General features: G+C 70.8%; 26 protein-coding genes. 7 read left to right on the forward strand and 19 right to left on the reverse strand.

Annotation, left to right across the window (positions count from 1 at the left end):
- Positions 1-68 precede the first annotated feature (68 nt).
- Positions 69-512 (forward strand): hypothetical protein, encoded by a 444-nt coding sequence (locus CP983_RS15925; RefSeq protein ID WP_150500031.1) that lies wholly within the window; start codon positions 69-71, stop codon positions 510-512.
- 45 nt (positions 513-557) lie between these two features.
- On the opposite strand, the gene CP983_RS15930 is transcribed toward CP983_RS15925, so the two are convergent.
- The 9 genes from CP983_RS15930 to CP983_RS15970 all read right to left on the reverse strand — a co-directional run bounded on the left by CP983_RS15930 (position 558) and on the right by CP983_RS15970 (position 6,114).
- The gene (locus CP983_RS15930; RefSeq protein WP_125529483.1) at positions 558-1,400 is read right to left on the reverse strand and encodes a hypothetical protein; all 843 of its coding nucleotides are present in this window, start codon (positions 1,398-1,400) and stop codon (positions 558-560) included.
- A gap of 121 nt (positions 1,401-1,521) precedes the next feature.
- On the reverse strand, positions 1,522-1,815 hold the full coding sequence (locus CP983_RS15935; protein WP_150500033.1) for a hypothetical protein: 294 nt from the start codon (positions 1,813-1,815) through the stop codon (positions 1,522-1,524).
- Positions 1,816-1,843: 28 nt separating this feature from the next.
- A complete protein-coding gene (locus CP983_RS15940) occupies positions 1,844-2,311 on the reverse strand; it encodes a MerR family transcriptional regulator (protein WP_150500034.1) in 468 nt (155 codons plus the stop codon).
- Positions 2,308-2,652 carry a hypothetical protein gene (locus tag CP983_RS15945; RefSeq protein WP_150500036.1) on the reverse strand — a complete coding sequence of 115 codons (345 nt, stop codon included), beginning with the start codon at positions 2,650-2,652 and terminating at the stop codon, positions 2,308-2,310. The genes CP983_RS15940 and CP983_RS15945 overlap by 4 nt, the downstream gene beginning before the upstream one ends.
- Positions 2,653-2,797: 145 nt before the next feature.
- Complete coding sequence (locus tag CP983_RS15950; RefSeq protein WP_150500038.1) at positions 2,798-3,304, reverse strand: DUF6233 domain-containing protein; 507 nt, start codon at positions 3,302-3,304, stop codon at positions 2,798-2,800.
- A 33-nt stretch (positions 3,305-3,337) separates the two neighbouring features.
- A complete protein-coding gene (locus CP983_RS15955; RefSeq protein ID WP_150500040.1) occupies positions 3,338-3,559 on the reverse strand; it encodes a hypothetical protein in 222 nt (73 codons plus the stop codon).
- Between the two features lie 68 nt (positions 3,560-3,627).
- A complete protein-coding gene (locus tag CP983_RS15960) occupies positions 3,628-4,812 on the reverse strand; it encodes an RNA polymerase sigma factor (RefSeq protein WP_150506623.1) in 1,185 nt (394 codons plus the stop codon).
- A gap of 5 nt (positions 4,813-4,817) precedes the next feature.
- Complete coding sequence (locus CP983_RS15965) at positions 4,818-5,237, reverse strand: YciI family protein (RefSeq protein WP_150500042.1); 420 nt, start codon at positions 5,235-5,237, stop codon at positions 4,818-4,820.
- A gap of 79 nt (positions 5,238-5,316) precedes the next feature.
- Entirely contained in the window at positions 5,317-6,114 is a 798-nt protein-coding gene (locus tag CP983_RS15970) for a carbon-nitrogen family hydrolase (RefSeq protein ID WP_150506625.1), read from the reverse strand.
- Positions 6,115-6,278: 164 nt separating this feature from the next.
- On the opposite strand from CP983_RS15970, the gene CP983_RS15975 reads away from it, so the two are divergent.
- Positions 6,279-6,743 (forward strand): SRPBCC family protein, encoded by a 465-nt coding sequence (locus CP983_RS15975; protein ID WP_150500044.1) that lies wholly within the window; start codon positions 6,279-6,281, stop codon positions 6,741-6,743.
- Positions 6,744-6,752: 9 nt separating this feature from the next.
- On the opposite strand, the gene CP983_RS15980 is transcribed toward CP983_RS15975, so the two are convergent.
- On the reverse strand, positions 6,753-7,685 hold the full coding sequence (locus tag CP983_RS15980) for a helix-turn-helix domain-containing protein (RefSeq protein WP_107903683.1): 933 nt from the start codon (positions 7,683-7,685) through the stop codon (positions 6,753-6,755).
- Between the two features lie 184 nt (positions 7,686-7,869).
- Here CP983_RS15980 and CP983_RS15985 point away from each other — a divergent pair, with 184 nt between their 5' ends.
- The gene (locus CP983_RS15985) at positions 7,870-8,910 is read left to right on the forward strand and encodes an NAD(P)-dependent alcohol dehydrogenase (protein WP_150500046.1); all 1,041 of its coding nucleotides are present in this window, start codon (positions 7,870-7,872) and stop codon (positions 8,908-8,910) included.
- Positions 8,911-9,107: 197 nt separating this feature from the next.
- Entirely contained in the window at positions 9,108-9,491 is a 384-nt protein-coding gene (locus tag CP983_RS15990) for a VOC family protein (RefSeq protein ID WP_150500048.1), read from the forward strand.
- A 33-nt stretch (positions 9,492-9,524) separates the two neighbouring features.
- Here the strand turns inward: CP983_RS15990 and CP983_RS15995 are convergent, their stop codons facing one another.
- The 6 genes from CP983_RS15995 to CP983_RS16020 all read right to left on the reverse strand — a co-directional run bounded on the left by CP983_RS15995 (position 9,525) and on the right by CP983_RS16020 (position 18,191).
- Positions 9,525-10,295, reverse strand: coding sequence for a group II truncated hemoglobin (locus CP983_RS15995; RefSeq protein ID WP_150500050.1), 771 nt, complete (start codon positions 10,293-10,295; stop codon positions 9,525-9,527).
- Between the two features lie 140 nt (positions 10,296-10,435).
- Complete coding sequence (locus tag CP983_RS16000) at positions 10,436-13,675, reverse strand: S8 family peptidase (protein ID WP_150506627.1); 3,240 nt, start codon at positions 13,673-13,675, stop codon at positions 10,436-10,438.
- A 268-nt stretch (positions 13,676-13,943) separates the two neighbouring features.
- The gene (locus CP983_RS16005) at positions 13,944-14,627 is read right to left on the reverse strand and encodes an ABC transporter ATP-binding protein (protein ID WP_150500052.1); all 684 of its coding nucleotides are present in this window, start codon (positions 14,625-14,627) and stop codon (positions 13,944-13,946) included.
- Between the two features lie 116 nt (positions 14,628-14,743).
- Positions 14,744-16,210 (reverse strand): ABC transporter permease, encoded by a 1,467-nt coding sequence (locus tag CP983_RS16010; RefSeq protein ID WP_150500054.1) that lies wholly within the window; start codon positions 16,208-16,210, stop codon positions 14,744-14,746.
- A gap of 164 nt (positions 16,211-16,374) precedes the next feature.
- Positions 16,375-17,616 carry a L,D-transpeptidase gene (locus tag CP983_RS16015; protein WP_125529153.1) on the reverse strand — a complete coding sequence of 414 codons (1,242 nt, stop codon included), beginning with the start codon at positions 17,614-17,616 and terminating at the stop codon, positions 16,375-16,377.
- Positions 17,617-17,837: 221 nt separating this feature from the next.
- A complete protein-coding gene (locus CP983_RS16020; protein ID WP_107903725.1) occupies positions 17,838-18,191 on the reverse strand; it encodes a hypothetical protein in 354 nt (117 codons plus the stop codon).
- Positions 18,192-18,300: 109 nt separating this feature from the next.
- On the opposite strand from CP983_RS16020, the gene CP983_RS16025 reads away from it, so the two are divergent.
- Entirely contained in the window at positions 18,301-18,639 is a 339-nt protein-coding gene (locus CP983_RS16025) for an LPXTG cell wall anchor domain-containing protein (RefSeq protein WP_229914890.1), read from the forward strand.
- 42 nt (positions 18,640-18,681) lie between these two features.
- Complete coding sequence (locus CP983_RS16030; RefSeq protein ID WP_176575777.1) at positions 18,682-19,443, forward strand: hypothetical protein; 762 nt, start codon at positions 18,682-18,684, stop codon at positions 19,441-19,443.
- A gap of 54 nt (positions 19,444-19,497) precedes the next feature.
- Here CP983_RS16030 and hutH read toward each other — a convergent pair whose 3' ends face one another.
- The 3 genes from hutH to CP983_RS16045 form a co-directional block, all read right to left on the reverse strand.
- A complete protein-coding gene (gene hutH / locus CP983_RS16035; RefSeq protein WP_150506629.1) occupies positions 19,498-21,036 on the reverse strand; it encodes a histidine ammonia-lyase in 1,539 nt (512 codons plus the stop codon).
- Between the two features lie 87 nt (positions 21,037-21,123).
- Complete coding sequence (locus tag CP983_RS16040; RefSeq protein ID WP_150500056.1) at positions 21,124-22,272, reverse strand: GGDEF domain-containing protein; 1,149 nt, start codon at positions 22,270-22,272, stop codon at positions 21,124-21,126.
- Between the two features lie 92 nt (positions 22,273-22,364).
- Positions 22,365-23,183: an enoyl-CoA hydratase/isomerase family protein gene (locus CP983_RS16045; RefSeq protein WP_125529151.1), complete on the reverse strand. Its 819-nt coding sequence runs from the start codon at positions 23,181-23,183 to the stop codon at positions 22,365-22,367.
- A 596-nt stretch (positions 23,184-23,779) separates the two neighbouring features.
- Between CP983_RS16045 and CP983_RS16050 the strand changes: the two genes are divergently transcribed.
- Complete coding sequence (locus CP983_RS16050; protein ID WP_244364950.1) at positions 23,780-24,388, forward strand: hypothetical protein; 609 nt, start codon at positions 23,780-23,782, stop codon at positions 24,386-24,388.
- Positions 24,389-24,414: the final 26 nt, after the last annotated feature.

Genomic DNA, 24,414 nt, shown 5'->3' on the forward strand with positions numbered 1-24,414 from the left:
CGTTGTCAGCGGCGGCTGCTAGCTTCCGGCGTCCAAGGGAACGTGGACGGGGAAGGGGATGAGGGCCGGTGGGGGCTTCGGGGTGGGACTACTACGTGCCGTACCAGGAGGATCTCGACGCCGCGCTTCAGCAGTTGCGGCGTGAGGTGTTCGAGGCCGGGGACTACTACTGGGTCAACGGCGGCGACTGGCGGCCGGAGGAGGAGCGGGAGCCCCGGCCGGGGTCGCTGGAGGAGCTGTGGGCGGACGAGTTGGTGCAGGAGGCGGGCACGCACTCGATCCTGGACATCTTCCGTGTCGTAGGGCCTGACGACATCCCGGACTACAACACCGTCGAGCCCGTCACGGCCGAGGAGGCGCGGGAGCTGCTCGGTACGGACAAGCTGACGCGCGCGCACGTCAAGGACTTCGACGTCTTTCCGCGGTCGCGGTGGATCGGACGGTGCGCGGTGCTGCACGACGATCAGGGCAATCCCCGGGAGATCCACTTCTGGGGGCACTCGGGCGACTGAAGGCCCGGGTACGGCGGCCTTCAGAAACCTTGTCGATGCGCCACGTCAGGGGCGTTCGAGGTGCTGAAGGACGCCGCCCACGGAGAAGCATGCGGCGCCCAGGAAGGTCGTCCAGTTGGCGATGTCCGCGTTGATCAGGCTGCCGGTCGTGGGGCGGGTGAAGGCCGCGATCGCCGAGACCATGAAGAGGACCGAGCCCAGCTGGTTCACGGCGACGATCCACCAGCCGAGGCTGCGGCGGCGGAAGCAGAACCGGCCGTGGCAGATCTCGACGAACGCCAGGTGTCCGGAGATCAGGAAGAGCACGCAGCCGATCACGTCGGGGGTCCAGATCAGGCGGTTGATCTGCTGGACGCTCAGCCCCTGGAGGAAGGAGTCCAGCAGGTTGACGCCGAACACCAGGGTGCCGGCGAAGAGGACGACCGCGCTCAGCCAGTCCACCCGCGTCGGCTCGTAACTCCACCAGCGCCAGGACCGGGTGACGAGCCGGCCTTCGCCGCCGGGCACGTGGCGCGGGGCGTTGATGACCTGGAGCAGTGAGACGTAGCCGCCGGTGTTGAAGAACAGGCCGCCGGCGAAGTAGATCGAGGCGCAGGTCGTGGCGTCGCCGGAGCCGATCTGGGCGACGGCGGCACCTGCCGCGAACAGGGCACCGCCGATGATGAAGGCCGTCGCGGCCGTGGCGTTGAGCCGACGCAGGCGGCCGAGCCCGACCTCGTCGGCCCTGGTGTGCCGACTGGTGGGGGCACCGGCCGGACGTACGGCGATGACTCCCCGCCGGCGGGCGAGCCTCGACTCCCACACGGCGGTGCCGCCGCCCGGAACGTGCCAGGTCAGCCGAGTGGTGAACGGTCCCGCGCCCTCGGCGCGTTGCTCAGGTTGTCCCACGGACCGAGACTAGATCGCCCACCACGCGGTCCCGCGAGCGAAACGCCGCCGGTGGTGGCCAGGGGCGGTGCCTTGTCCGGTGAGGTGGCGACGCCGGTGAGTACGACTGCGGAGTGGGGCCCTAGTTCTGCTCTGCGCGTGATGGGGTGATCTCGACCTGGTCGGTGCGGGTGCCGCATCCGCAGGCGGGGCCGTTGCCGGGCTTTGCGGTGCAGCGGCAGGTGCGGCGGCGCCGGGTCAGCCACCAGGTCGTGCCGGCCAGGGCTGCCAGGGCCGCGGCGAGGGCGGGCAGCAGGCCCGCGGCGAGGGATACGCCCGTGCCGCCCACTGCGCCGGCCGTGAGCAGGACCGGCAGCAGGCAGCATGCGGCGCAGGCCAGGCCTGCCAGGCCGAGCAGGCCGGTCGGACCGGTCACTTTCCCGGTGGCGCGGCGAGGGCGGCGGTCAGCAGCAGGGGCCGGCATGGCGGTTCTCCTCGGCGAGGTCGGTGAAGGGGATGGGGCAGCAGGAGCTCGTGGCGCACTCCGTCAGGTCGTCGCACCCGGCCGCCACGGCCGTGACCAGTGCGGTGCGGATCGTCGTGAGGTCCGCGATCCTGGCGTCGACCTCGGCGAGCTTCGCCGCCGCACGCTCCTGGAGACCCGGGACGGGACGGCCGTGCCGGTGGCGGCCCGCCTCCAGCAGTTCGGCCACCTCGTCCAGCGTGAAGCCCAGGCGCTGAGCGGCCTTGATGATCCGCAGCGTGGTCACGGCCTCACCCCCGTACAGGCGGTGACCACCCGGGCTGCGATCCGGTTCGGGCAGCAGGCCGCGACGCTCGTAGTAGCGCAGGGTCTGGATGTTCACCCCGGCCTCATGGGCCACCTGACCACTGCGCAGGGCCCCGCCACTCGACGCAACCACGTCGTTCATCGGGCCCCTCCCGGCGCCGCCGCTCGGTCCGCCCGTGCGGCGAGGGCACGCAGCACCGCCTCGTGCTCCTCGCCCACCGCGATGTCCAGCACGACCCCCTCCGAGGTCCTGGACACCGTGAAGTCGAAGAAGGAGCAGCAGCCGTTCTCGCGTTCCGCCAGGTCACGGGCCCGCTGCTCACTGCCCGGCCCCGACGGGAGCTCCAGGCGGACCCGCAGCGCGTCCGGTCGGTACGGCGCCGCCGTCTGCGTGGCGAACAGGGCGTCCCACTCGGCCAGCCGCAACGGCTGCTCCTCGGTCGGCAAGGTGCACGCCCGCGGTACCCACTCCGGTCCGGTCATCGCAGCCACTCCCGTCATCCCGCGCCGTCGTCCGTTCCCTTTCCGGGAATGCTTCTTCCCGGGAACACTTCCGACGGTAAACCTGTACCCGGGTACCGGTTGCAAGTGGCCGGAGTCGCCCAACCCCAGTGGTCGCCAGTGGCGCCTAGTCCAAGATCCCCAGCTCGCTGTCCGGGCGGCAGAAGGCGCACGGTTCGATGTTGGGGTCGGTGAGGGCCGCGCGGGCGTCGTGGTCGCCGATCCGGTGCGGCGTGCCCTCGATCATCGTGCAGTCGCCGGTGTGGATCACGGCGGGCTCGGGACCGTTCGGCGTGCGCTTCTGCTGGACGACGAAGCCCGTCGACTGCCGCATCTCCCGGGAGGGCGCGAACGGCGAGAGGGCAGCGGGCGCCTGCCGCGGCCGCTGCTGTGGCCGAGGAGACCGCGAAGGCCGGGTGGACCTCGCCGGCCGGGACGACTCGGGAGGCTCCGGGGGCTCGGAGGACTTCGGCGGCTCAGGGCCCTGACGGCTCTCCACGCGCGTCAGCTCCGCCCGTACGGCTTCACGCTGAAGGCGCAGGTAGATGCCCACGGTCTCGTGACCGGCGATCTGTTCGTCGAGGTACGCGAGGATCGCCCGCAGCCGTCGTGCGTCAGGCGGTAGCTCGGCCATGGCCCGCAGCGTCCTCGTGCGGGTTGCGGCAGGTCACCGCCGGCTCCTTCCTCCCCGCCCCAGGTTCCGCAGTTCCGCCCATCCCGCCGGTGTACGGCCGCCCTGCCGCCAGTAGGGGTGGAAGAGCACCTCGGTCGAGAGCCGGTACAGGCGGCGGCGCAGCTCGGTTGTTCGGCCCGGCCCGTCGGCGAGCCGGTGGTACGTGGCGCTCCACTCCTGCTGTGCCTGGACGAGGTCGTCGGGGAACGATCGCATACCCCGATTCAATCATGTGTTCGATTTTTTGCGCCATCATGGACCCTCAGGACCGCCGGGCGCCACCCCTACCCGCCACTCCCACCCAGGCGCGTGTTGAGCCGAGCCGCCTGCCGCGTCAGATAGTCGCGTTCGGCCAGGTTGGCGGCCTTCCGCGCGGCATCGGCGTAGAGGCGGGCCGCGGTCGGCAGGTCACCGTCGCGTTCGTGGAGGTAGGCCTCGGCCGCGGTGTGCCGGGGCAGCGCCGCGTCCAGTGGCGCCAGTGCGGCGAGCCCGGCGCGCGGGCCGTCCGCCTCGCCCACGGCGACCGCCCGGTTGAGGCGGACCACGGGACTGTCGGTCAGGCGCAGCAGCTCGTCGTACCACTCCACGATCTGCACCCAGTCGGTCTCCGCGGCGGTCTGCGCGTCCGCGTGCAGCGCCGCGACGGCGGCCTGGGCCTGGAACTCGCCCAGCCGGTCGCGGGCGAGAGCGGCCTGGAGGATGTCGATGCCCTCGGCGATCAGGGTGCGGTCCCATCGGCCGCGGTCCTGTTCGGCGAGCGGTACGAGGCTGCCGTCGGGCGCGGTCCGCGAGGCACGGCGGGCGTGGTGGAGCAGCATGAGGGCGAGCAGGCCCGCCACCTCGGGGTGGTCGAATGCTGCCGCGAGCTGCCGGGTGAGGCGGATGGCCTCGGCGGCGAGGTCGACGTCGCCGGAGTAGCCCTCGTTGAAGACCAGGTAGAGCACGCGCAGCACGGTGGCGACGTCGCCGGGCCGGTCGAACCGTACGTCGGAGACGGTGCGCTTGGCCCGGCTGATGCGCTGCGCCATGGTCGCCTCGGGCACCAGGTAGGCCTGGGCGATCTGGCGGGTGGTCAGCCCGCCGACCGCGCGCAGCGTGAGCGCGACCGCGGACGACGGGGTCAGCGACGGGTGGGCGCACAGGAAGTAGATCCGCAGTGTGTCGTCCACCCCGGTCACGGGCCCGGGTGCCGGTTCCTCGTCGACGAGGTCCTCGCGCCGGCGCCGGGCGGTGTCCGCCCGGCTCGCGTCGAGGAACTTGCGCCAGGCCACGGTGACCAGCCAGCCCTTCGCATCCCGCATGGGGTATCCCCTGCTCGAAGAGCTTGGGGAGGGCTCGGCCGGCCACACACGGACCGCCTCGACGAGCGCGTCCTGCACGGCGTCCTCGGCCGCCGCGAAGTCGGCTCCGCGGCGGACGAGGATGCCGAGCACGCTCGGCGTGAGGCTCCTGAGCAGGGCCTCGTCCAGCTGTGTCACTTGAAGGTGCACTCCGTGGTGCCGGCGTGGGCGCCCAGGAACGGGCGTACCTCCAGCCATTCGTGGATCGGCCTGCCGCCCGCGCCGGGGGCCGCCGACAGTTCCCCGGCGAGTTCGACGGCGCGCTCGTGGCTGTCGACGTCGATCACCATCCAGCCGGCGATGAGGTCCTTGGTCTCGGCGAACGGGCCGTCCGTGACCGGCGGACGCCCCTCGCCGTCGTAGCGGACCCACGACCCCTCGGGGGCGAGTGCCTGACTGTCGACGAACTCGCCGGTCTTCTCCAGCCGGGCGGCGAAGTCGTTCATGTACTGCACGTGGGCCGAGATCTCCTCCGGCGTCCACTGGTCCATGGGCGCGTCGTTGACCGATGCCGGAGCTCCGCGGTAGTGCTTCAGCAGCAGGTACTTGGCCATCGTCCTTCTCCTCGGTGCGGGTGCGACCCATTGTGGTCGCGTTCACCTCTGGGACGGAGCCGGGCGCGGGTTCTCGACATCACCGCCGAAAAGAATTCCCAAGGACCCGGTCGCGCAGTACCGGGAGTTCCGTGCGGATGCGGGCGACCTCGGTCATGTCGAGGTCCGCCGTCACCGTCTCCTCCTGTTCCGCGGTGCGCGCCTCGGCCAGGACGGTGCCCCAGGGGTCGACGATCGCGCTGTGCCCGCCCTGCTGCATGCCGCCGTGCTTGCCCGTCGCGCAGCAGGCGAGGAGGAACACCTGCTCCTCCAGAGCCCTCGTGCGGGTGAGGAGCCGCCAGTGTTCGAGGCGGGCCGCGGGCCATGCGGCGGGCACCACGATCAGCTCCGCGCCGGCGTCGAGCAGGGCCCTGAAGAGTTCGGGGAAGCGGAGGTCGTAGCAGATGGCGAGGCCGATCACACCGAAGTCGGTGGGCACGGTGACGACGTCCTCGCCGCCGCCCATCAGGGTCGCCTCGCCGGTGTCGAAGCCGTAGCGGTGGATCTTGCGGTAGTGGCCGCGCGGCTCGCCCTCCGGGTCGAAGAGGAGGGCGGTGTTGTAGAGCGTCCCGTCCCGGTCCCGCTCGACGATCGAGCCGGCGTGCAGCCATGCGCCGGCCTCGCGGGCGGCGGCGGACATGGCCTCGGCGGTGGGGCCGTCGAGCGCCTCGCAGTCCGCTCCCCAGCGGTCGTAGGCCCATGCTCCGGCCGTCCACAGCTCGGGAAGGACGACCAGGTCGTCGCCCTTGCGGCCACGGACCAGCGAGGCCGCCCTGCGGCGCCGCTCGTCGGCGGATTCGGACGCGTCCACGGACAGCTGTATCAGCGAGGCACGCACCGCCGTCACCTCCGAGACCGTTCAGGCACGGTTCGAGGAAACCCTCTCCCACGAGCGTACGGAGCCTCACGCACATCTCGCGCCCCGGACGCCCCCTCCGCCCCGCCCGGTGCCGTCCGTGCCGAGCCCGCGCGGTTGTCGGACCCTGCTGCTTTCATGGGGACATGGCCAGAACCAGCGTCGTCGTGGAGCGTCGTATCGCCGCAGGTCAGGGAAGTGTGTGGGAGTCCCTGACCGATCTGAGGGGCATGGTGCACGTGCTCAGTGGTGTGTCGGGCGTCGAGGTCCTCACGGAGGGCGCGTTCGGCGTGGGCACGCGGTGGCGGGAGACGCGGCGGATGTTCGGCAAGGAGGCCACCGAGGAGATGTGGGTGACCCTCTGCGCTCCGCCGGAGCGGTATGTGGTGGAGGCCGAGTCGCACGGCACCCACTACGTCTCGGAATGGGCCCTGCGGGCGGAGGGGCCGTCGGCGACGACGGTCCGGATGACGTTCACCGGCGTGACCTCCGGCGGCGTCGCGGGAGTACTCGCGAAGCTCCTCGGCGGCCTCGGCTCCCGGGCCGTGGCCAAGGCCATCGCGAAGGACCTGGACGACATCGCCGCGGCGGTCGAGGGCCGCGCCGGCTGACTCGCGCGGTCAGGCCGACGCGCTCGTCCCCGCCTTCGTGGCGTCGGCCCCCCAGCTCGCCAGGAGCCGCAGTGCCTCGGCCGACGGCGAGCCCGGTTCCGGGTGGTAGGTGATCAGGTTCTGTTCCGTGCCGTCGGTCAGGCGGAACGACTCGAAGTTCAGGGTGAGCTCCCCCACCAGCGGATGCCGCAGGCGCTTGACGCCGTAGCTCTTCTCCTTGACGTCGTGGATCGCCCACAGCCGCCGGAACTCCTCGCTCTTGACGGAGAGTTCGCCGACCAGGGCCGACAGGCGCGGGTCGTCCGGGTGGCAGCCCGCGTCCATGCGCAGGAAGGCGACGATGTCGTACGCCTTCTGGTCCCACTCCACGAACAGCTCGCGGTAGTCCGGCCGCAGGAACACCAGCCGCGCCCAGTTCCGCTCCTGCGCCGGCAGCTCCGACCAGTCGCCGAAGACGGCCGCCGCCATCCCGTTCCAGGCGACGATGTCGGAGCGGCGGCCGGTGATGTACGCCGGGACGCCGTCGATCGTGTCCAGCAGCTGCAGCATCGCCGGCCGCACCTGCTCGGTGCGGGACACCGGCTTCTTCTTGTGCCGCTTCGGCTTCGCCAGGTGCGTGAGGTGCGCATGCTCGGCGTCGCTCAGGCGCAGCGCCCGCGCGATGGCGTCGAGGACCTCCGCCGAGACGTTGCGCCCGTTGCCCTGCTCCAGGCGCGTGTAGTACGCCACGGACACCCCGGCCAGCTGCGCCAGCTCCTCGCGCCGCAGGCCCGGCACCCTGCGGTGCCGGCCGTAGTCGGGCAGGCCGACGTCCTCCGGCTTCAGCCGGGCGCGCCGGGTGCGCAGGAACTCGCTCAGCTCCGCGCGCGGGTCAAGGCCGGCCCGGGGGTCGGCGGCGGTGTCCGCTGCGGGTCCCGTCGAGGAACCGGGCCGTTCGTCCATGCTTCGAGTATTGCTCGTCGTACGCACACCAGCCTGTCCCCGTCAGTGGTAGGACCCGCCGACGTACGTACGACTGAGGTCTGGGTGGCCGCGGCGCCCTTCGGCAGGGTGAAAAACGTGCCCGGACAGACAAGCAGGACCAGAAGGCAGCCGGGCGCGAAACCCCCGCTAGGAGAACCCCGGCATGACCACCGTTGCCGCATTCGCAGCTCCCGCCGCCAAGGCGCCGCTGGAGCGCACCACCATCGAACGCCGTGAGGTCGGCGAGTTCGACGTCCTGATCGACATCAAGTTCGCCGGTATCTGCCACTCCGACATCCACCAGGCCCGGGAGGGCTGGGGCGAGGCGATCTTCCCGATGGTCCCCGGCCACGAGATCGCGGGCATCGTCTCCGAGGTCGGCCCGGGTGTGACCAAGTACCGGGTCGGCGACCGCGTGGGCGTCGGCTGCATGGTCGACTCCTGCCGTGAGTGCGAGAACTGCCTGGCCGGCCTGGAGCAGTACTGCCTCAAGGGCAACATCCAGACGTACAACGGCGTCGGCAAGGACGGCGAGCCGACCTACGGCGGCTACTCGCAGAAGATCGTCGTCGCGGAGAGCTTCGTCCTCCGCATCCCCGACGGCCTGTCCCTGGACGTCGCCGCGCCGCTGCTCTGCGCCGGCGTCACCACGTACTCCCCGCTCCGCCACTGGAACACCGGCCCCGGCAAGAAGGTCGCGATCCTCGGCATGGGCGGCCTCGGCCACATGGGCGTGAAGCTCGCGCACGCGCTCGGCGCCGAGGTGACGGTGCTGTCGCAGTCCCTGCGCAAGAAGGACGACGGCCTGAAGCTGGGCGCCGACCACTACTACGCCACCAGCGACGAGCAGACGTTCCGGGAGCTGCGCGGCAGCTTCGACCTGATCCTGTCCACGGTGTCGGCGCCGCTGAACCTGGACCAGTACCTGTCCCTGCTCAAGACGGACGGCGCCTTCGTGAACGTCGGCGCCCCCGAGGAGCCCGTCGCGCTCAACCTGTTCTCGGTGATCATGGGCCGCAAGACCCTCGCCGGGTCCGGCATCGGCGGCATCCGCGAGACCCAGGAGATGCTGGACTTCTGCGCCGAGCACGGCATCGGCGCCGAGATCGAGCTGATCGGCGCGGACGAGATCAACGACGCCTACGAGCGGGTGCTCGGCAGCGATGTGCGGTACCGGTTCGTGATCGACACCGCGACGATCTGAGCGTCCCTGACCGAGGGCCCCGGAGCCGCACTGCTCCGGGGCCCTCTCGGCGGTCGGAGTACGCCACGGACCTGCGGCCGAGTACCTCAGGAGTAGCGCATCTCCCTCCCAGCGACCGATGTGCGGTGCGGCGGCGCTGCCTAGCGTGAAGGGCGTAGGAGCCAGTCCGATCCGTGCACCACGAGGAGGCAGCCCCGATGACCGTCCAGCTCAACCACACCATCGTCGCCGCGCGCGACAAGAAGGAGTCGGCCACGTTCCTGGCCGGCATCCTGGGCCTGGAGGTGAGCCCGCAGTACGGCCCCTTCGTCCCGGTCGAGATCCCGAACGGTGTGACCCTGGACTACCTCGACTCACCCGGCGCGATCACGCCGCAGCACTACGCGTTCCTGGTGTCGGAGGACGAGTTCGACACCATCTTCGGCCGGATACGGGAGGCCGGCCTGACCTACTGGGCGGATCCGTACCACCGCCGGCCCGGCGAGATCAACCACAACGACGGCGGCCGCGGCACCTACTTCGAGGACCCGAACGGCCACAACCTGGAGATCCTGACGAGGCCGTACGGCAGCGGCGGCTGACGCACTCGGCGCCGCCCGCCGCCCGCCGGACCGTCAGCCCTGATACGGCGGAGCCGCCCCCCAGTTCCACCGCGGCACCGGCTGCTCCGCCGGCGGCACCGCGTCCGGGCCCGAGAAGTAGACCGCGAGGCGGGTCCCCCACTCCACGTACGCCAGGAACGCCGAGCGGAACTCCGCGTCCGTCGGGAGGCCCGCCTCGTCGGCGGCGTCCTGGATGAGGTTGACCCAGCGGCGGCGCTGGGGCTCGGTGATGCCGCGGCCCATGTGCTTGGCGACCATGTGGCCGTGGCCGCCCTGGGTCTCGGAGTAGGCCGGCGGGCCGCCGAAGACCTCACCGAGCCACATCGCCACATGTTCCGCGTGGTGCGGGTCCAGGCCCTCGAACAGCGGGGCCAGGAGGTCGTCCTTGAGCACCTTGTCGTAGAAGGCCGACGTCAGCCGGGAGAACGCCTCCGCGCCGCCCGCCCAGGCGTACAGCGTGGGCACCGAGGCGCCCGCGCCACGGATCGCCGTCGGTTTGTAGTGGCGCATCTCCTCTATGTGCGTGATGTACGGGCGGATCTCGGCGAGGAAGTCGGGGAACAGCTCCGACTTGCGGAAGCCTTCGAGGTGGTCCTCCGTCGACGTCCAGGTGATGCGCAGGACGAAGTGCTCGAAGTCCTCCTCGCAGCGGGCGAGTTCGTAGTCCATGCAGTGCGGCGAGGCGGCCAGCTGGGCCGCGGCGCGGGTGTAGGCGGCGAGGAACTCCGCCGACTTCTGCTCGGGGATGCGGTACCTGATGTATTCGACCGTGTGAGCCGTCATGGCCTCACCGAAACACGAAATCCGACCGGACGCTCGTCCTCCGCCCCCTGTGCCGCCACCGGATTCTCAGGACCGGCGCACGCGAAAGCCCCGCCGGGAGCAGTGCCTCCGGCGGGGCCTTCTGCGATCGGGAGTACGAGCTACTTGCCGTAGTAGGCGTTGTAGATCGAGACCGTCGCCTTGTTGCCCTTCTTGTCGGCGACCTTGGCGTGGAAGGAGATCGCCTTGCCCTTGGCCGGGTTCTTCACGGTGATCTTGCCGTTCTTGACCTCGAGCTTCTTCCAGGTCTGCCCGTAGTCGTACGACACGTACACGTGCAGCGACTTCAGGTTGGCGCCCGCGGCCGAGCCCACGACGGTGACCGGGAACGTCACCTTCTTGTCGGCCTCGACCCGGCTGTCCAGGCCGGTCCTTGCGTCGAAGCGGACCGTGGAGGCCGGGAGCCTGACCTGCTCGGCGGCCGACCTCTTGGAGCGGAAGGTCCAGCTCGCGTCGATCCGCGTGGAGGCGGCCGCGACCTTGACGCTGCGCTTGACCGAGGTCGTCAGCTTGTACTCGGCGTCCCCGGCGGGCACGCGGAACATCTGCTCACCGAACAGCGGGTCGTCGTTGGTGGCGAGCCTGGTGCCGTTGCGGTACAGGCTTGTGCTGACCGCGCTGAACTCGGACGAGCCCGCGTGCTTGCTGCCGTCGGCGAACAGCGGCAGGAAGCCGTAGATGTCGTTGCCCTCGCGGAAGAGCCCGAAGTCCTTGTTGATGTGCGGGCCGAACACGGCCGTGTTGAAGGTCTTCGTGTAGCTCTGGCCCGCCTTGAAGGTCTGCGGGTTCCCCAGCGTGTAGTACGCGTCGATGATCGGGAAGCCCTCTGCGTCCACTCCGGCGTGCTGCTCGAAGTCGAACGTCCACTGGATCTTCTCGGACGTCGACAGGTACAGCGTCCGCGCCCCGGTCAGCTTCTGCTCGATCGGCGAGCTGAACACGACGTCGTCGGGGAACACGCCGAGCGGGAGCAGCGCGCCGGTCTTGTTCGACGACGAGGCACCCAGGTTGTTGGTCACCTTGGCGAGTTCGGCCGCCTTGAAGTGGCGGACCTTGTCGCCCTGGATCTTCTTGACCTTGGCGGTGGTGGCGACGTCGTACTCGGCGCCGGCGCCCTTGGTCCACTGGCCGTTCCAGGTCTGGGTCAGACCGGTCGGGACCTCCGGGCCGAGGTGGGCCATGCGCAGGTTGGCGTAGGAGTCGAGGCCGACGCCGATGCCGATGCCCGCGGGGTCGTAGAAGTAGTTGCTACTGGCGATGACCTGCTTCGCCTGCGCGTCCGGGACGGTGATGTCGGCCGACTTCGTGGTGCGGGCGTCGATCGTCACGGAGGTGTTCCTGGTGACGTTCAGCTTCGGCTGGACCAGCCAGTCGAGGCCGCCCTCCAGGTTCACCCAGTCCTTGGCGATCCACGCGTCCAGCAGGTACGAGCCCTTGGGCAGCCGCATCTTGGTGACGCCGGACTCGGCGAGCGGAACCTGGTAGCCCCGGTTCGCGGCCAGGCCCGAGAAGCCGAGCAGGGCGGTGTTGTACTCGGGGGCCGGCTTGCCGTCCCGGCCGATGTGCTTGACCGTGACGTCGTACGACTCCAGCTCACGCTGCACCGCGGCGCCGGTGCGGACGCTCTGGCCGCCGCCCGTCGCCGTGACGTACGCGGAGTAGGCGCCGTCGACGGTGCCGCCCAGCTTGGTGTCGACGGTGAAGCCGACGGAGGCCTTCCCGCCCGCCGGGACCGTCACCTTCGTCGCCGCGAGCTTGAAGAAGCCCGCGGGCGCCGCCTGGCCGCCCGGGTTGGTGGCGGTCGCGGAGAGCTGGAGGGTGACGTCCTTCGTGCCGAGGTTGCGGTACGTCAGCTGCTTGGTGACGGGCTTGTCGTCGGTGTGCGGCCACTGCTGGGTGCCGAAGCTCACCGACCCCGGCTCGGCGACCACGGACTGCTTGATGGCCTTGTCGACCTGGATGCGGCCCGAACCCTGCTGGAACGGCGTGTACTTGCCGCCCTTGGCGGAACCGGTCAGCGCGCCCTTCAGCTCGGCATACGTCCAGTCCGGGTGCTGCTGCTTGAGGATCGCCGCGGCGCCCGCGACATGCGGGGTCGCCATGGACGTGCCCTCGATGGTCAGGTAGCCGGGCGGGTTCTCGCCGACCTCCTGCGCGATGAGGCTGCCCTTGGCGGACGCGGCCGTGATGGCCACGCCCGGCGCGGTCACGTCCGGCTTGATCGCGCCGTCGCCGACCCGCGGACCGGTGCTGGACCAGGGGGCGAGCGCGTCCTTGTCGTCGACGGCGCCGACGGTGAGCGCGGCCTCGGCGCTGCCGGGCGAACCGACCGTCTCCGGGCCGGAGTTGCCGGCCGCGATGGCGAACAGGATCCCCTTGTCGGCGGACAGCTTGTTGACCGCCGCCTCCAGCGGGTCGATCTCCGGCGTGTCCATGCCGCCGAGGCTGAGGTTGACGACCTGGGCGCCCTGCTCGGCGGCCCACTCCATGCCGGCGAGGATGCCGGAGTCGTCACCGGAGCCGGTGTCGTCGAGGACCTTGCCGTTCAGGATGTCGGCGCCGGGCGCGACGCCCTTGTACTTGCCGCCGGACTTGGCTCCGGTGCCGGCCGCGATGGACGCGACGTGCGTGCCGTGCCCGACCTTGTCCTCGGCGGTGGCGGCCGGCGTGAAGTTCTTCGCCGCGATCACCTGGTCCTTGAGGTCCGGGTGGGTCGCGTCGACGCCGGTGTCCAGGACGGCGATCTTGACGCCCTTGCCGTCGTAGCCGGCCGCCCATGCCTTGGGGGCGCCGATCTGCGGCACGGACTTGTCGAGGCTGGCCTTGCGGACGCCGTCCAGCCAGACGTGCGCGATGCCGGACGCCGTCCGGTCGCCGTTGGTGAGCGCGTCCCACAGCTCGGGCGTGTCCTGGTGCGGGGTCTGCACGGCGTCCGCGTTGAGGGACTTCAGGGTCCGGCGCAGCTTGCCCGCGTCACGGACGTCGGCCTTGGCGCCGGCCGCGGCGCCCTGGTAGCCGACGATGACCTTCAGGCCCTTGGCCTGGGAGGTGCGGGTCGCGGACCTGCTCAGCTCGGTGATGTCGAAGAGGCGCTGGTCGAGCTTGCCGCCGGCGAGCAGCCGGGCGGCGTCGGCCGGGATCACGAGGGTGTGTCCGTAGGCCTGGCGTATCTGTACGGGTATGTGCTCGCGCCCCTTCGCCCGCTCCAGGCCGACCACCCGGCCCTTGGAGTCGACGGAGACCCGGTCACCCGTGATCAGGGTGATGCGGTGGGGGGACGTGAGGGAGGCGGCGGCGCCCGTGGGGCGCTGCTCCGGTTCGGCCGACGCCGGGCTGGTCATTCCCGCGGCGAGGGCGACGGCGGCGGCTGTGGCGACCGTGGCCGCGCCGACTCTATTGACTTTTCTGCGCAAGTTTCCCCCTTGCAGAAGGTCCGGGCGAAGTTCCCCGTTCACCCGGCCGGGGGTGGTCCCGTACGCATGCGCGTCACCCCCCGGAATACGCAGTATGCCGAGGGGTGATCAGGCTCCTCAATAGATGAGAGGAGAATGAGAAGCGCGCCTGCCGTCTGTTACGCGACGGCGCGAACTCCGTTACGCAGTCGCCGTGTTACGCCCCCGCGTTCTCCTTGACACTGATGCGGCCCTTGCGGATGGTGGCCAGCCGCGGGGCCTTCTTCGCGATCGCGGAGTCGTGGGTGACCATGATGAAGGTCAACCCCAGTTCCTTCCACATGCGTTCGAGTACGTCCATGATCTCGTCGCGCATCGACTCGTCGAGGTTTCCGGTGGGTTCGTCGGCCAGCAGCACCTTCGGTTCCTTGACGAGGGCGCGGGCGATGGCGACGCGCTGCTGCTGGCCGCCGGACATCTCGGACGGCAGATGTGTGAGGCGTTCGCCGAGGCCGACCGACTTCAGTGCCTCGGCGGCCTTTTCGCGTCGGTCCTTCGCCTTGATGCCGAGGGGGACGAGGGCCGTCTCGACGTTCTCCTGGGCGGTGAGGGTGGGGATGAGGTTGAAGGACTGGAAGACGAAGCCGATGCTTTCGCTGCGGACCCTGGTGAGCCGTGCTTCGGGGAGCTTGGCCAGGTCGGTGCCGTCGAGGACGACTTCGCCGGAGGTGGGCCGGTCGAGGCCGCCGAGCATCTGGAGCAGGGTGGACTTGCCGCCGCCGGTCGGGCCCTGGATGACCAGCCGGTCGCCGTCGGCGATGGTGAGGTCGACACCGTCGAGGGCGTTGATGGTCTCCTTGCCCCGGGTGTATCGCTTGGTGACGTTTCTGAGTTCGTACATGGTGGGTGGCTCCTGAGTGGGGTTCGGGGTGGTGGGAGTTGCTGTCCGGCCGCGGGTGAGTGGGGGCTGGTCGCGCAGTTCCCCGCGCCCCTTGGGGCGTTTCAGCAACGCGTCCGCTACTCGACGCGCCTCAGGGCGTCCGCCGGGCGCAGTCGTGAGGCGCGCCAGCCGCCGAACGCTCCGGCGATCAGGCCGCCGGCCACCGCCAGGCCGACCGCCAGGGCGACCGTCGTAAGGCTCACCGGTGCGGTCAGGGCGACGTCGAGTGTCGAGGACGCCGTCTGGCGCATGGGGCCGCCCCCGAAGCCGCCGCCACCGGGACCGCCGCCCGTGCCACCGCCACCGCCGCCGCCCAGCTGTGCCTCCAGGGTCGGGCTGATCGCCGTGACCGCGTAGGCGCCGGCCAGTCCGACGGCGATGCCGAGCGCGCCGCCCAGCAGCCCGTTCACGATCGCCTCGCCGACCACCTGCCGGGTCACCCGGCCCGACTTCCAGCCCAGCGCCTTGAGCGTGCCGAACTCCCTCACCCGGCGGGAGACCGCCGAGGAGGTGAGCAGGCCGGCGACCAGGAACGCGGCCACGAGCACCGCGATCGACAGCCACTTGCCGACGCTCGTCGCGAGGGAGGAGGCCGTGGACAGGGAGCCGGACACCGTGTCCGCGAGGTCGGCGGAGGTCGTCACCGTCGTACCGGAGATGTTCTTCTGGATCGCCGACTTGACGGAGTCGATCCGCTGGGAGTCGGTCGCCTTGACGTAGATCGTGGTGACCTTGTTCTTGGCGTCGGCGAGCGTCTGCGCCTGCTTCAGCGGGATGTACAGGTTGGCGGCCGCGTCCCCGCTGTCCGGCGTGGCGATGCCGATGACCTTGAACTTGGTGCCCTTGACCGTGACGGTCGAGCCGACCTTGAGCTTCTTCTCCTTGGCGTACGAGGTGTCGGCGACGACGACCTTCGCGTTCGTCTCCGTCGACTTGAACGTACGACCGCTGGTGATCTTCGACGAGGTCAGCGGGCCGAGCGCCGGCTTGGTGACGTCGGCGCCGTAGACGGAGTAGTTGTTGACGTCGAAGTCGGCGCCGCCGCCGCGCACTTCGCCCTGCGGCTGCCCGGTGCCGCCGCCCCCGGGGCCGCCCTGCTGGCCGCCGCCGCTCTGGTCCTGCTGGAACTGGCCGCGGGTGAACTGCCCGCTGACCTTGATGACCTGGAGGCTCAGCCCGCCGACGGCGTCGGAGACCCCGCTCTGCGAGCCGACCTCGGTGACGGTCGAGCTCGACAGCGTCTGGAAGCCCTGGACCATGACGCGGTCCGTGGACTGCTCCTCGTCCTCGCCGTCGGCCTGCGCGTCGAACTGGAAGCGCGGGCGCTCCGAGGAGCTCGCCGCCGGTTCGGCGGCCTTGGTGACGGTCATGTCCGTGCCGAGGCCGTACAGCGACTCGAGGACCTTGTCCTGGGCCTTGCTCATGCCGGAGGACACGGAGTTGACCACGATGACCAGCGCGATGCCCAGCGCGAGTCCGGAGGCGACGACGAGGGCCGCCTTTCTGCGGCGGCGCAGCTCGCGCCTCAGGTAGGTGAAGAACATGGGCCGCAAGCTAAGGACGGCTCGTGATGAAGGGATAAGGCCGAAATAAGAGATGGATGAGAAGGCTGGGACCGGCCCCGGAAACACCGATGCCGCCCCTGGGGGCGGCATCGGTCAGCTGTGCACGAGCTGTGGGGCGGCGGTGCGCCCGGGTCCGGGTCCGGTCAGACGGCCGAACCGGCCTTCCACTGCGCCCAGTCCATGTTCCAGCCGTTGAGGCCGTTGTCCGGCGCGATCGTCTTGTCGCCGGTGTTCTTGACGACCACGACGTCACCGACGATGGAGTTGTTGAAGAACCAGTAGCCCGCGGTGCCCTTGTCGTTGGCGCCCTTGGTGTCGGACAGGCCCACGCAGCCGTGGCTGGTGTTCACGCTGCCGAAGATGGACTTGGCACCCCAGTAGTTGCCGTGGATGAAGGTGCCGGAGCTGGACAGGCGGATGGCGTGCGGCACGTCCTTGATGTCGTACTCGCCCTTGCCGTCGTCGTCCGTGAAGCCCACGGTCGCGCCGTTCATGCGCGTCTCCTTGAACTTCTCGGACATCACCATGACGCCCTGGTAGGTCTTGTTCTCCGGGGACCCGGCGGAGATCGGGATGGTCTTGACGGTCTTGCCGTCCTGCGTGACCTTCATCTGCTTGGTCTTCGCGTCGACGTAGGAGACCTGGTTGCGGCCGATCTTGAAGGTGACCGTCTTCTCCTGGACGCCGTAGACGCCCTTGGCGCCCTCGACGCCGTCCAGGGCCAGCTTCAGGGTGACGGTCGAGCCCTCCTGCCAGTACTCGTCGGGCCGGCAGTCCATGCGGGTGTCGTTGAACCAGTGGCAGGCGACTTCCTGGCCGCTGGTCGAGGTGACGGTGACGCCCTTCTGGACGGCCGCCTTGTTGCTGATCGACTTGTCGAAGTTGATCGAGACGGGCATGCCCACGCCGACCGTGGAGCCGTCCTCCGGCGTGAAGTAGCCGAGGAAGCTGTTGCTCGGGGAGACCGTGGTGAAGGAGGCGTTCTCGTGGGCCTCCAGGCCCTTGGAGTCCTTCGCCGTGACCGCGACCTTGTAGGTCGTGGAGCGGTCCAGCTGAGCGCTGGGCTTCCAGCTGGTCTTGTCGGCGGATATCTGACCCTCGACGGCGGCGCCGTCGGCGGTCGTCATCTTCACCTCGGTGAGCGAGCCCTTGCTCACGGTGACGGCGGAGCTGTTGATGGAGGCGTTGTCGCTGCCGTCCTCTGGCGTGATCTTGATCTGCGCCTCGGAGGTCTTCTTGGCTGCCGCCTCGTCGACCTTGGACTGCGAGGTGTCGTCGTCGCTCGCGGAGGCGTCACCGCCGCTGGAGCAGGCCGAGAGGGCCAGGACACCGCCGAGCAGTGCGGACGCGACCGTCAGGCCCTTGCGCCGCCTACTGTTCGTCATCACACGCTTCTCCATACTTTCCCGAATCCCCAAAAAGCCCGAGAGTCCCCGTAAGAATCTTCAACGCTACGACCGGTTCGTCCCGTTCCCCATGCCTCGCATGTGTGGGGCACACCACGTTCGCTGTGACAGGTGGTGCGGATGTCGGTCTGTGCGCCCCATGAGACGACGAAACCCCGGGCGGCGGTTGCCGTCCGGGGTCACGAATTCCCCAAGACGTCTCAGCCGACCCGCGCGGCCCCTTCGCCGTCGAAGTCCTCTTCGCCATCATCCTCGTCGAGGTCCCAGTCCGGCGAATCCGGGTCGTACTCGATGCGCTCGCTGGACCAGGAGGCCTGGACGAGCTCGACACCGGGCACCTCGCTGACCAGGTCGAACGGATCGACCAGATACGCGACGGCCTCCGCAGTGTCTTCCGTCACAGCGCTCTCGGCATGGACCCGTTCGTCGACCGGCACGGTGCTGTCGTCGGCGATCCGCCGCAGCGCGGCCGTGGTGACGGCATCGGCGTCGTCCACTTCGAGGACGAGTTCCACGCGAAGCCGCACAAAACGTGATGTTTCTGGAGTACTCATGCGGGGAGAGTACGGCTCATTTCTCCCGTGACTTTCCCGTGACCCGCGACTTTCACTAACATCGCCCCACACGGCCAATTCGCCAGCACCACAAGGGGATCGATATTCCGTGCCCGCCGCTCACCGATCGTCGTCCACCGCACGCCGATCGCTGCTGACCGCCACCGCCGCGGGTGCCCTGCTGGGCGCCCTGTGGTTCGTCCCCTCGGCCAACGCGACCGGCGACGAGCCGGCGGGCGCCGATCCCTCGGCGACGCCCACGACGCAGGTCACCCAGCAGGCACGGGCCGCCTCGGAGAGTACCGACGGCAGCACCGCGGACGACACCCGGCTCGCCGACACCGGAAGCTTCGACACCACGCCTTACGTCATCGGCGGCACGCTCTTCCTGTCCCTCGGCGCGGGCTTCATCGCCTACTCGGTCCGCCGCGAACGCCTCGGTTTTTAAATTCGTTTGACGCCCCGTTGACCTGGGCTTCATAGTCCGCCCATGAAGAGATCATCGGGCGTGCGTGTAGCCGCCACGGTTGCCGTGAGCGCGCTGTCGCTCGCCCTTGTCACGGGCTGCGGGGGTGACTCCGGCGGTTCCGACGCGAAGGCGCTCAGCGCCGCGGAGTTGAAGAAGTCGGTCATCGCCCAGGGCGATGTCGAGGGTTACAAGGTGGACGCGTCCGGCAAGCAGCTGCCGAAGTCCAAGGACCAGGTCAAGAGCGGCGAGGAGAAGTGCGCGCCGCTGGCCTACGCCATGGGCGGCCGGGCGCCGGGCGAGGCCGCCTCGGAGACGTCCGTCATGGTCACGCAGGAGAAGAAGAAGCCCACCGACGGCGCCTCCAAGCTCGAGGACCTCACGGAGAGCGAGATCGAGGACTCCATCACCAGTGCGATGGACATGACCCTGACGGTCGTCGGGCTCTCCTCGTACGACGGTGACGGCGCCGAGGAGACCTTCAAGTCCGTGTCGGACGCGGTGGAGAGCTGCTCCGGCGGCTTCCCGGTCACCATGCAGGGCACGGATCAGAAGGTGACGGGGATCGCCGCCGAGAAGGGGTCCGGCAGCGGTGACGAGTCCGTCGGGTTCACCGCGAAGAGCGACGCGGAGGACGGCGACGTGGCCACCACGCACGTCGAGGTGGTGCGGCACGGCAGCACGATCGCCACGTACTACACGATGAACCTCGGCCTGATGATCACGGACAAGCCGTACGACGTACCGGCCGCCGTCATCGACGCGCAGTCCGCCAAGCTGAAGTAACCCGCACCTGCCGGATCGGGGCCCTGTCGGTCGTACGACAGGGCCCCTTCCGTGTCAGCGGAGCGGTCCGGTGACCTTCTCGGCGGAGGTGACGAGCTCCCCGGCCCGCACGAACGCGTCGGCGGCGGCGAGGTCGGGCGCCAGGAACCGGTCCGGGCCCGCGCCCCGGACGCCGGCGGCGCGCGCGGCGTCGATGACGGACTGCGAGGCCGGGGCCGGGGCGAGGCCCTCGCGCAGTTCTATGGCGCGGGTGGCGGCGTACAGCTCGATCGCGAGGACGCGCGTGAGGTTGTCCACGACCGTGCGCAGCTTGCGGGCGGCGGACCAGCCCATGGAGACGTGGTCCTCCTGCATCGCCGACGACGGGATGGAGTCGGCGGAGGCGGGCACGGCCAGCCTCTTCAGCTCGCTGACCAGCGCGGCCTGCGTGTACTGGGCGATCATCAGCCCGGAGTCGACACCCGCGTCGTCGGCCAGGAACGGCGGCAGGCCGTGGCTGCGGTTCTTGTCAAGCAGCCGGTCGGTGCGGCGCTCGGCGATGGAGGCGAGGTCGGCGGCGGCGATCGCGAGGAAGTCGAGGACGTAGGCGACGGGCGCCCCGTGGAAGTTGCCGTTGGACTCCACTCGCCCGTCGGGCAGCACGACCGGGTTGTCGACGGCGGAGGCGAGTTCGCGCTCGGCGACGAGCCGGGCGTGCGCCATGGTGTCCCGCCCGGCACCGGCGACCTGCGGCGCGCAGCGCACGGAGTACGCGTCCTGCACGCGGGGCGCGTCGTCCTGGTGGTGCCCGGTCAGCTCCGAACCCTCCAGCACCGCCAGCATGTTGGCGGCGGAGGCGCCCTGCCCGGGGTGCGGCCGGATGGCGTGCAGCTCGGGCGCGAGCACCTTGTCGGTGCCGAGCAGCGCCTCGAGGCTGAGGGCGGCGGTGATGTCGGCGGACTTGTAGAGGGTGTCGAGGTCGGCGAGGGCCATGACCAGCATGCCGAGCATGCCGTCGGTGCCGTTGAGGAGGGCGAGCCCCTCCTTCTCGCGCAGCTCTACGGGCGCGATGCCGTGCGCGGCGAGCAGCTCGCCGGCGGGCCGCACGACCCCGTCCGGGCCTTCGGCGTCCCCTTCGCCCATCAGTGTGAGCGCGCAGTGCGAGAGGGGGGCGAGGTCGCCGGAGCAGCCGAGGGAGCCGTACTCGTGGACGACGGGCGTGATGCCGGCGTTGAGCACGTCGGCCATGGTCTGCGCGACCTCGGGCCGCACGCCTGTGTGTCCCGAGCAGACGGTCTTGAGCCGGAGGAACATCAGGGCCCGTACGACCTCGCGCTCCACGCGCGGCCCCATGCCGGCGGCGTGCGAGCGGACGATGTTGCGCTGCAGCTGGGCCCGCAGCTCCTGGCTGATGTGCCGGGTCGCCAGGGCGCCGAAGCCGGTGGAGACGCCGTAGACGGGATCGGGCTTGGCCGCCAGCGCGTCCACGATCTCGCGGGCCGCGGTGAGCGCCGCGACCGCCTCGGCCGACAGCTCGACGCGGGCCCCGCCCCGCGCCACGGCAAGAACGTCGGACGCGGTGACCCCGGACGTCCCCACCACCACAGTGTGCATATCCATATTCAGGAGCGTACGCAGTGAAGACGAAGATGTCACTAGTGGGTGAGCGGTACACCCCTTACAGCGCCGGACACACGCGGCCTACGGGAGGCGGCCCCGGAAGCGCCGCCGCTCCACGGCGTCCTCACCCGACGGCTCCGCGTCGGCGAGCCGGACCACCGGGTCGTCCTCGCCCTCCCGCCCCGCCACCACGGGCCGGTCGGCGCGCACCGCCTTGGCCTGGTACTGGGCCGCGTCGGCCAGCCGGAACAGCCGCCGGGCGGAACGCACGGGCCCGATGGGGTCCTCCGTCGACGCGACCCCGCAGGCCACTCCCTCGCCCAACTCCAACTCCGAGGCGCGACGGCACAGTTCGTCCGCGGCCTTCACCACGTCATCGGCCGGCGACCCGACGACCAGCAGACAGAACTCGTCGCCGCCGAGCCGCGCGGCCAGGGCCCCCGGCAGCATCGCCCCGCACAGCGAGAGCACCGACCCGAACCGCTCCAGCAGCCGGTCCCCGACGGCGTGCCCGCGGGTGTCGTTGACGTTCTTGAGCCCGTTGAGGTCGCAGACCACGAGGCTGACGACGACACCCTGGTCGCGATGCCGCTCGATCGCCTCCTCCAGCCGCACGTCGACGGCACGCCGGTTCGCGAGCCCGGTCAGCGCGTCGGTGAACGCCAGCCGCCGGGCCTCCTCCAGCCGCTCGCTCTGCGCCAGCCCGGCGGCCACGACGGAGGCGAGCACGGTCGCGAAGTCGGCGTCCCCGCGGTCGAAGACCGGCACCCCGGCGGACCGGGCGACGTACAGCTCGCCCCAGGCCCGACCGTTCAGCACGATCGGCGCGACGACACAGCACCCCCGGCCGCGGCGCCGCAGGGCGGCGACCCGCTGATGGCAGTACCCGGGCTGGCCGGCGGCGGGCCCCTCGGCCGTCTCGACCCAGGCGTTGGGCTCGCCGCCGGCCACCCAGCGTTCGTGCAGGAACTCGGTGATCTCAGGGAACTGGTGCACGGGATAGGTCTCGTCGCCCGGGAACTCCTCCTCGCCCCGGGCGCGGTCCCCCACGTTCACCAGCACCCGCAGCCGCCCGAGTTCCCGCTCCCACACCGACAGCGCGGCGAAACTCCCGCCCAACGCCCGGCACGCCCCGAGCGCCGCCGCCCGCCAGGACTCGCGCGGGGTGTGTGCCGCCGCCATCCCCTGCGCCAACGCCACCACGGCCGTGAGCCGTCCGTCCTCACCCATCACTCCAGGCTAGGGAGTTTTGCCCGAATTTGGGACGTTGGCGTGGCGAACGGGGAGGTCACGAGGCATTCAGCCCGATCCAGCGGGACTCGTCACTCCCCGGGCCACTCGGCCTTCCGCTTCTCGTTGAAGGCGGCCACACCCTCCGCCCGGTCGCCCGAGAAGGCCGTCGCGCGCCACGCCGCGTCCTCGACCTCCAGGCCGGCCCGCAGATCCAGCCCGTGCCCGAGGCGCAGGGCGCGCTTGGCGGCACGCAGGCCCACCGGCGAGTTCGCCGCCATCCGGGACCCCATGGCCAGGGCCTCCTCCCGGTCGCGCCCGTCCTCCACGAGTACGTCCACCAGCCCCAGCTCACGGGCCTCGGCGGCCTCCACCCGGCGCGCGGTGAAGATCAGCTCCGCGGCGCGGGCGGCGCCGACCCGGCGGGGCAGCAGCTGCGTACCGCCGCCGCCCGGGATGACGCCGACGGACACCTCGGGCAGCCCCACCACGGCCGTGCCGTCGGCGACGATCACATCGCACGACAGCGCCAGTTCGAAGCCGCCGCCCAGCGCGAAGCCGTGCACGGCCGCGATCGTGGGTACCGGCAGCTCCAGCACACCGGTGTAGGCACCGCGCGCCACCGGCCGCTGGCGCACCAGATCGGCGTCACTGAACGAATTCCGCTCCTTCAGATCCGCCCCGACGCAGAACGCCCGCTCGTGCGTCGAGGTCAGCACCACCACGCGTACGTCACGGTCGGCGCCGAGCGCGGTGCAGGCGGCCGCGATCGAGCGGGCCATGTCCGTGGAGACGGCGTTCATGGCCTTGGGCCGGTCGAGGGCGAGCTCCGCGACATGCCCGGCACCTCCGGCACCCCCCGTACCGTGTCGCCGCACCAGCACGAACTCCCCGAACCGCTCCTCAGTCATGACGCCCTCCGGTTAACGCGGGTTAACAACACTCGCCCCGATCATCGCAGCCGGGCCCCTCCGGGGAAAGAGCCACCACGACCGCCACTTCTGTCCAGGCCCGACACCCCGTTCGAGTGACATCCCACCCAACCCTCGCCCGCCCACCCATGCCACCGCATAACGTGCGCGACGCCACGGCGCATTGGGGGCGCGAGCGCAAGGGGAGGGTCGAGATGAGCGGTACAGCGCAAGGTCCGGGAACACGGGAGAAGGCAGGGATCGCGGAGACCACAGCGACTGCGGAGACCCGGCGCGCCGGGACCGGGTCCGCAGCGGAGCCCCGGCGGCAGGCGCAGGGGGCCGCTGCAGAGGCTCGACGGAAGGAAGCCTCGGCTGCCGCGGGGGCTCGCCGGAAGGAAGCCGGGGCTGCCGCGGAAACTCGGCGCCAGGCGCTGGGGGCCGCGGCTGAGACTCGACGGAAAGAGGCCGCGGCTGCTTCGGAAGCTCGGCGGCAGACGCAGGGGGCCGTCAGGGACACGCGACGACAGCCCGCCGGGGCTGCCGCAGAGGTGCGACCGAAAGCGGCCGGGACCACTGCGCAGGCTCGGCGGGAAGTGCGGGAGTCCGCTGCGGAGGCCCAACCGAACGCCCCCGCCGCCACGCGTCTCTTCGCCCCCCGCGGCCGGCACCGGCGTCCGCGCCCCCGCAAGGTTCTCCTCGCGGCGGGTGGGCTCGCGCTGGCCGCCGGTGCTCTGAGCCTCGTACGGATGTCACCCGACTCCGGTGTCGGCGGCCTCGGCGCGGCGGAGTCGGGCCCCGCCCCGGCTCCCGGCACGGACGCCGAAACTGACCGCTCGACGAACGCCGCGGCCACCCTCACGCCGAACGCCCCGAAGGCGACCCCGTCGGCGACCTCGGCGATGGGCGGCCTGGGCACGGCACCGACGACGGACTCGATCGTCGTACCGACCCCGGCTCGGACCGCCACGACCGCACCGCACGGCCCGGGTGGCGCCCCGGCCCCCGCGCCACCGGCAGCCCGGCCGGGCACGCAGACCCCCGAACCGTCGACCACGACACCGCGAGCGACCGCACCCGCACCCGAGACACCGGGCCGGCCACCGACGACCCCGCCCCCCACTCAGCAGCCCCAGCCGGACGACAACTCCGTCTGCATCCCGATCATCGGCCTGTGCGTGGACCCACTGCCCCTTGACGACTGAACCGCCCGGACCGCGCGACCAGCCAC

The organism is Streptomyces chartreusis, from assembly GCF_008704715.1.
Lineage (GTDB): Bacteria > Actinomycetota > Actinomycetes > Streptomycetales > Streptomycetaceae > Streptomyces > Streptomyces chartreusis.

Coding starts and splice junctions, on each gene's coding strand:
- CP983_RS16040 (WP_150500056.1), bottom strand. CDS start 22,272: ATGGGTGAGGACGGACGGCTCACGGCCGTGGTGGCGTTGGCGCAGGGG.
- CP983_RS15990 (WP_150500048.1), top strand. CDS start 9,108: ATGACCGTCCAGCTCAACCACACCATCGTCGCCGCGCGCGACAAGAAG.
- CP983_RS15950 (WP_150500038.1), bottom strand. CDS start 3,304: ATGGCCGAGCTACCGCCTGACGCACGACGGCTGCGGGCGATCCTCGCG.
- CP983_RS16045 (WP_125529151.1), bottom strand. CDS start 23,183: ATGACTGAGGAGCGGTTCGGGGAGTTCGTGCTGGTGCGGCGACACGGT.
- CP983_RS15965 (WP_150500042.1), bottom strand. CDS start 5,237: ATGGCCAAGTACCTGCTGCTGAAGCACTACCGCGGAGCTCCGGCATCG.
- CP983_RS15945 (WP_150500036.1), bottom strand. CDS start 2,652: ATGACCGGACCGGAGTGGGTACCGCGGGCGTGCACCTTGCCGACCGAG.
- CP983_RS15985 (WP_150500046.1), top strand. CDS start 7,870: ATGACCACCGTTGCCGCATTCGCAGCTCCCGCCGCCAAGGCGCCGCTG.
- hutH (WP_150506629.1), bottom strand. CDS start 21,036: ATGCACACTGTGGTGGTGGGGACGTCCGGGGTCACCGCGTCCGACGTT.
- CP983_RS15940 (WP_150500034.1), bottom strand. CDS start 2,311: ATGAACGACGTGGTTGCGTCGAGTGGCGGGGCCCTGCGCAGTGGTCAG.
- CP983_RS16030 (WP_176575777.1), top strand. CDS start 18,682: ATGAAGAGATCATCGGGCGTGCGTGTAGCCGCCACGGTTGCCGTGAGC.
- CP983_RS15955 (WP_150500040.1), bottom strand. CDS start 3,559: ATGCGATCGTTCCCCGACGACCTCGTCCAGGCACAGCAGGAGTGGAGC.
- CP983_RS16010 (WP_150500054.1), bottom strand. CDS start 16,210: ATGTTCTTCACCTACCTGAGGCGCGAGCTGCGCCGCCGCAGAAAGGCG.
- CP983_RS16005 (WP_150500052.1), bottom strand. CDS start 14,627: ATGTACGAACTCAGAAACGTCACCAAGCGATACACCCGGGGCAAGGAG.
- CP983_RS16020 (WP_107903725.1), bottom strand. CDS start 18,191: ATGAGTACTCCAGAAACATCACGTTTTGTGCGGCTTCGCGTGGAACTC.
- CP983_RS15980 (WP_107903683.1), bottom strand. CDS start 7,685: ATGGACGAACGGCCCGGTTCCTCGACGGGACCCGCAGCGGACACCGCC.
- CP983_RS15995 (WP_150500050.1), bottom strand. CDS start 10,295: ATGACGGCTCACACGGTCGAATACATCAGGTACCGCATCCCCGAGCAG.
- CP983_RS16000 (WP_150506627.1), bottom strand. CDS start 13,675: ATGACCAGCCCGGCGTCGGCCGAACCGGAGCAGCGCCCCACGGGCGCC.
- CP983_RS16015 (WP_125529153.1), bottom strand. CDS start 17,616: ATGACGAACAGTAGGCGGCGCAAGGGCCTGACGGTCGCGTCCGCACTG.
- CP983_RS15975 (WP_150500044.1), top strand. CDS start 6,279: ATGGCCAGAACCAGCGTCGTCGTGGAGCGTCGTATCGCCGCAGGTCAG.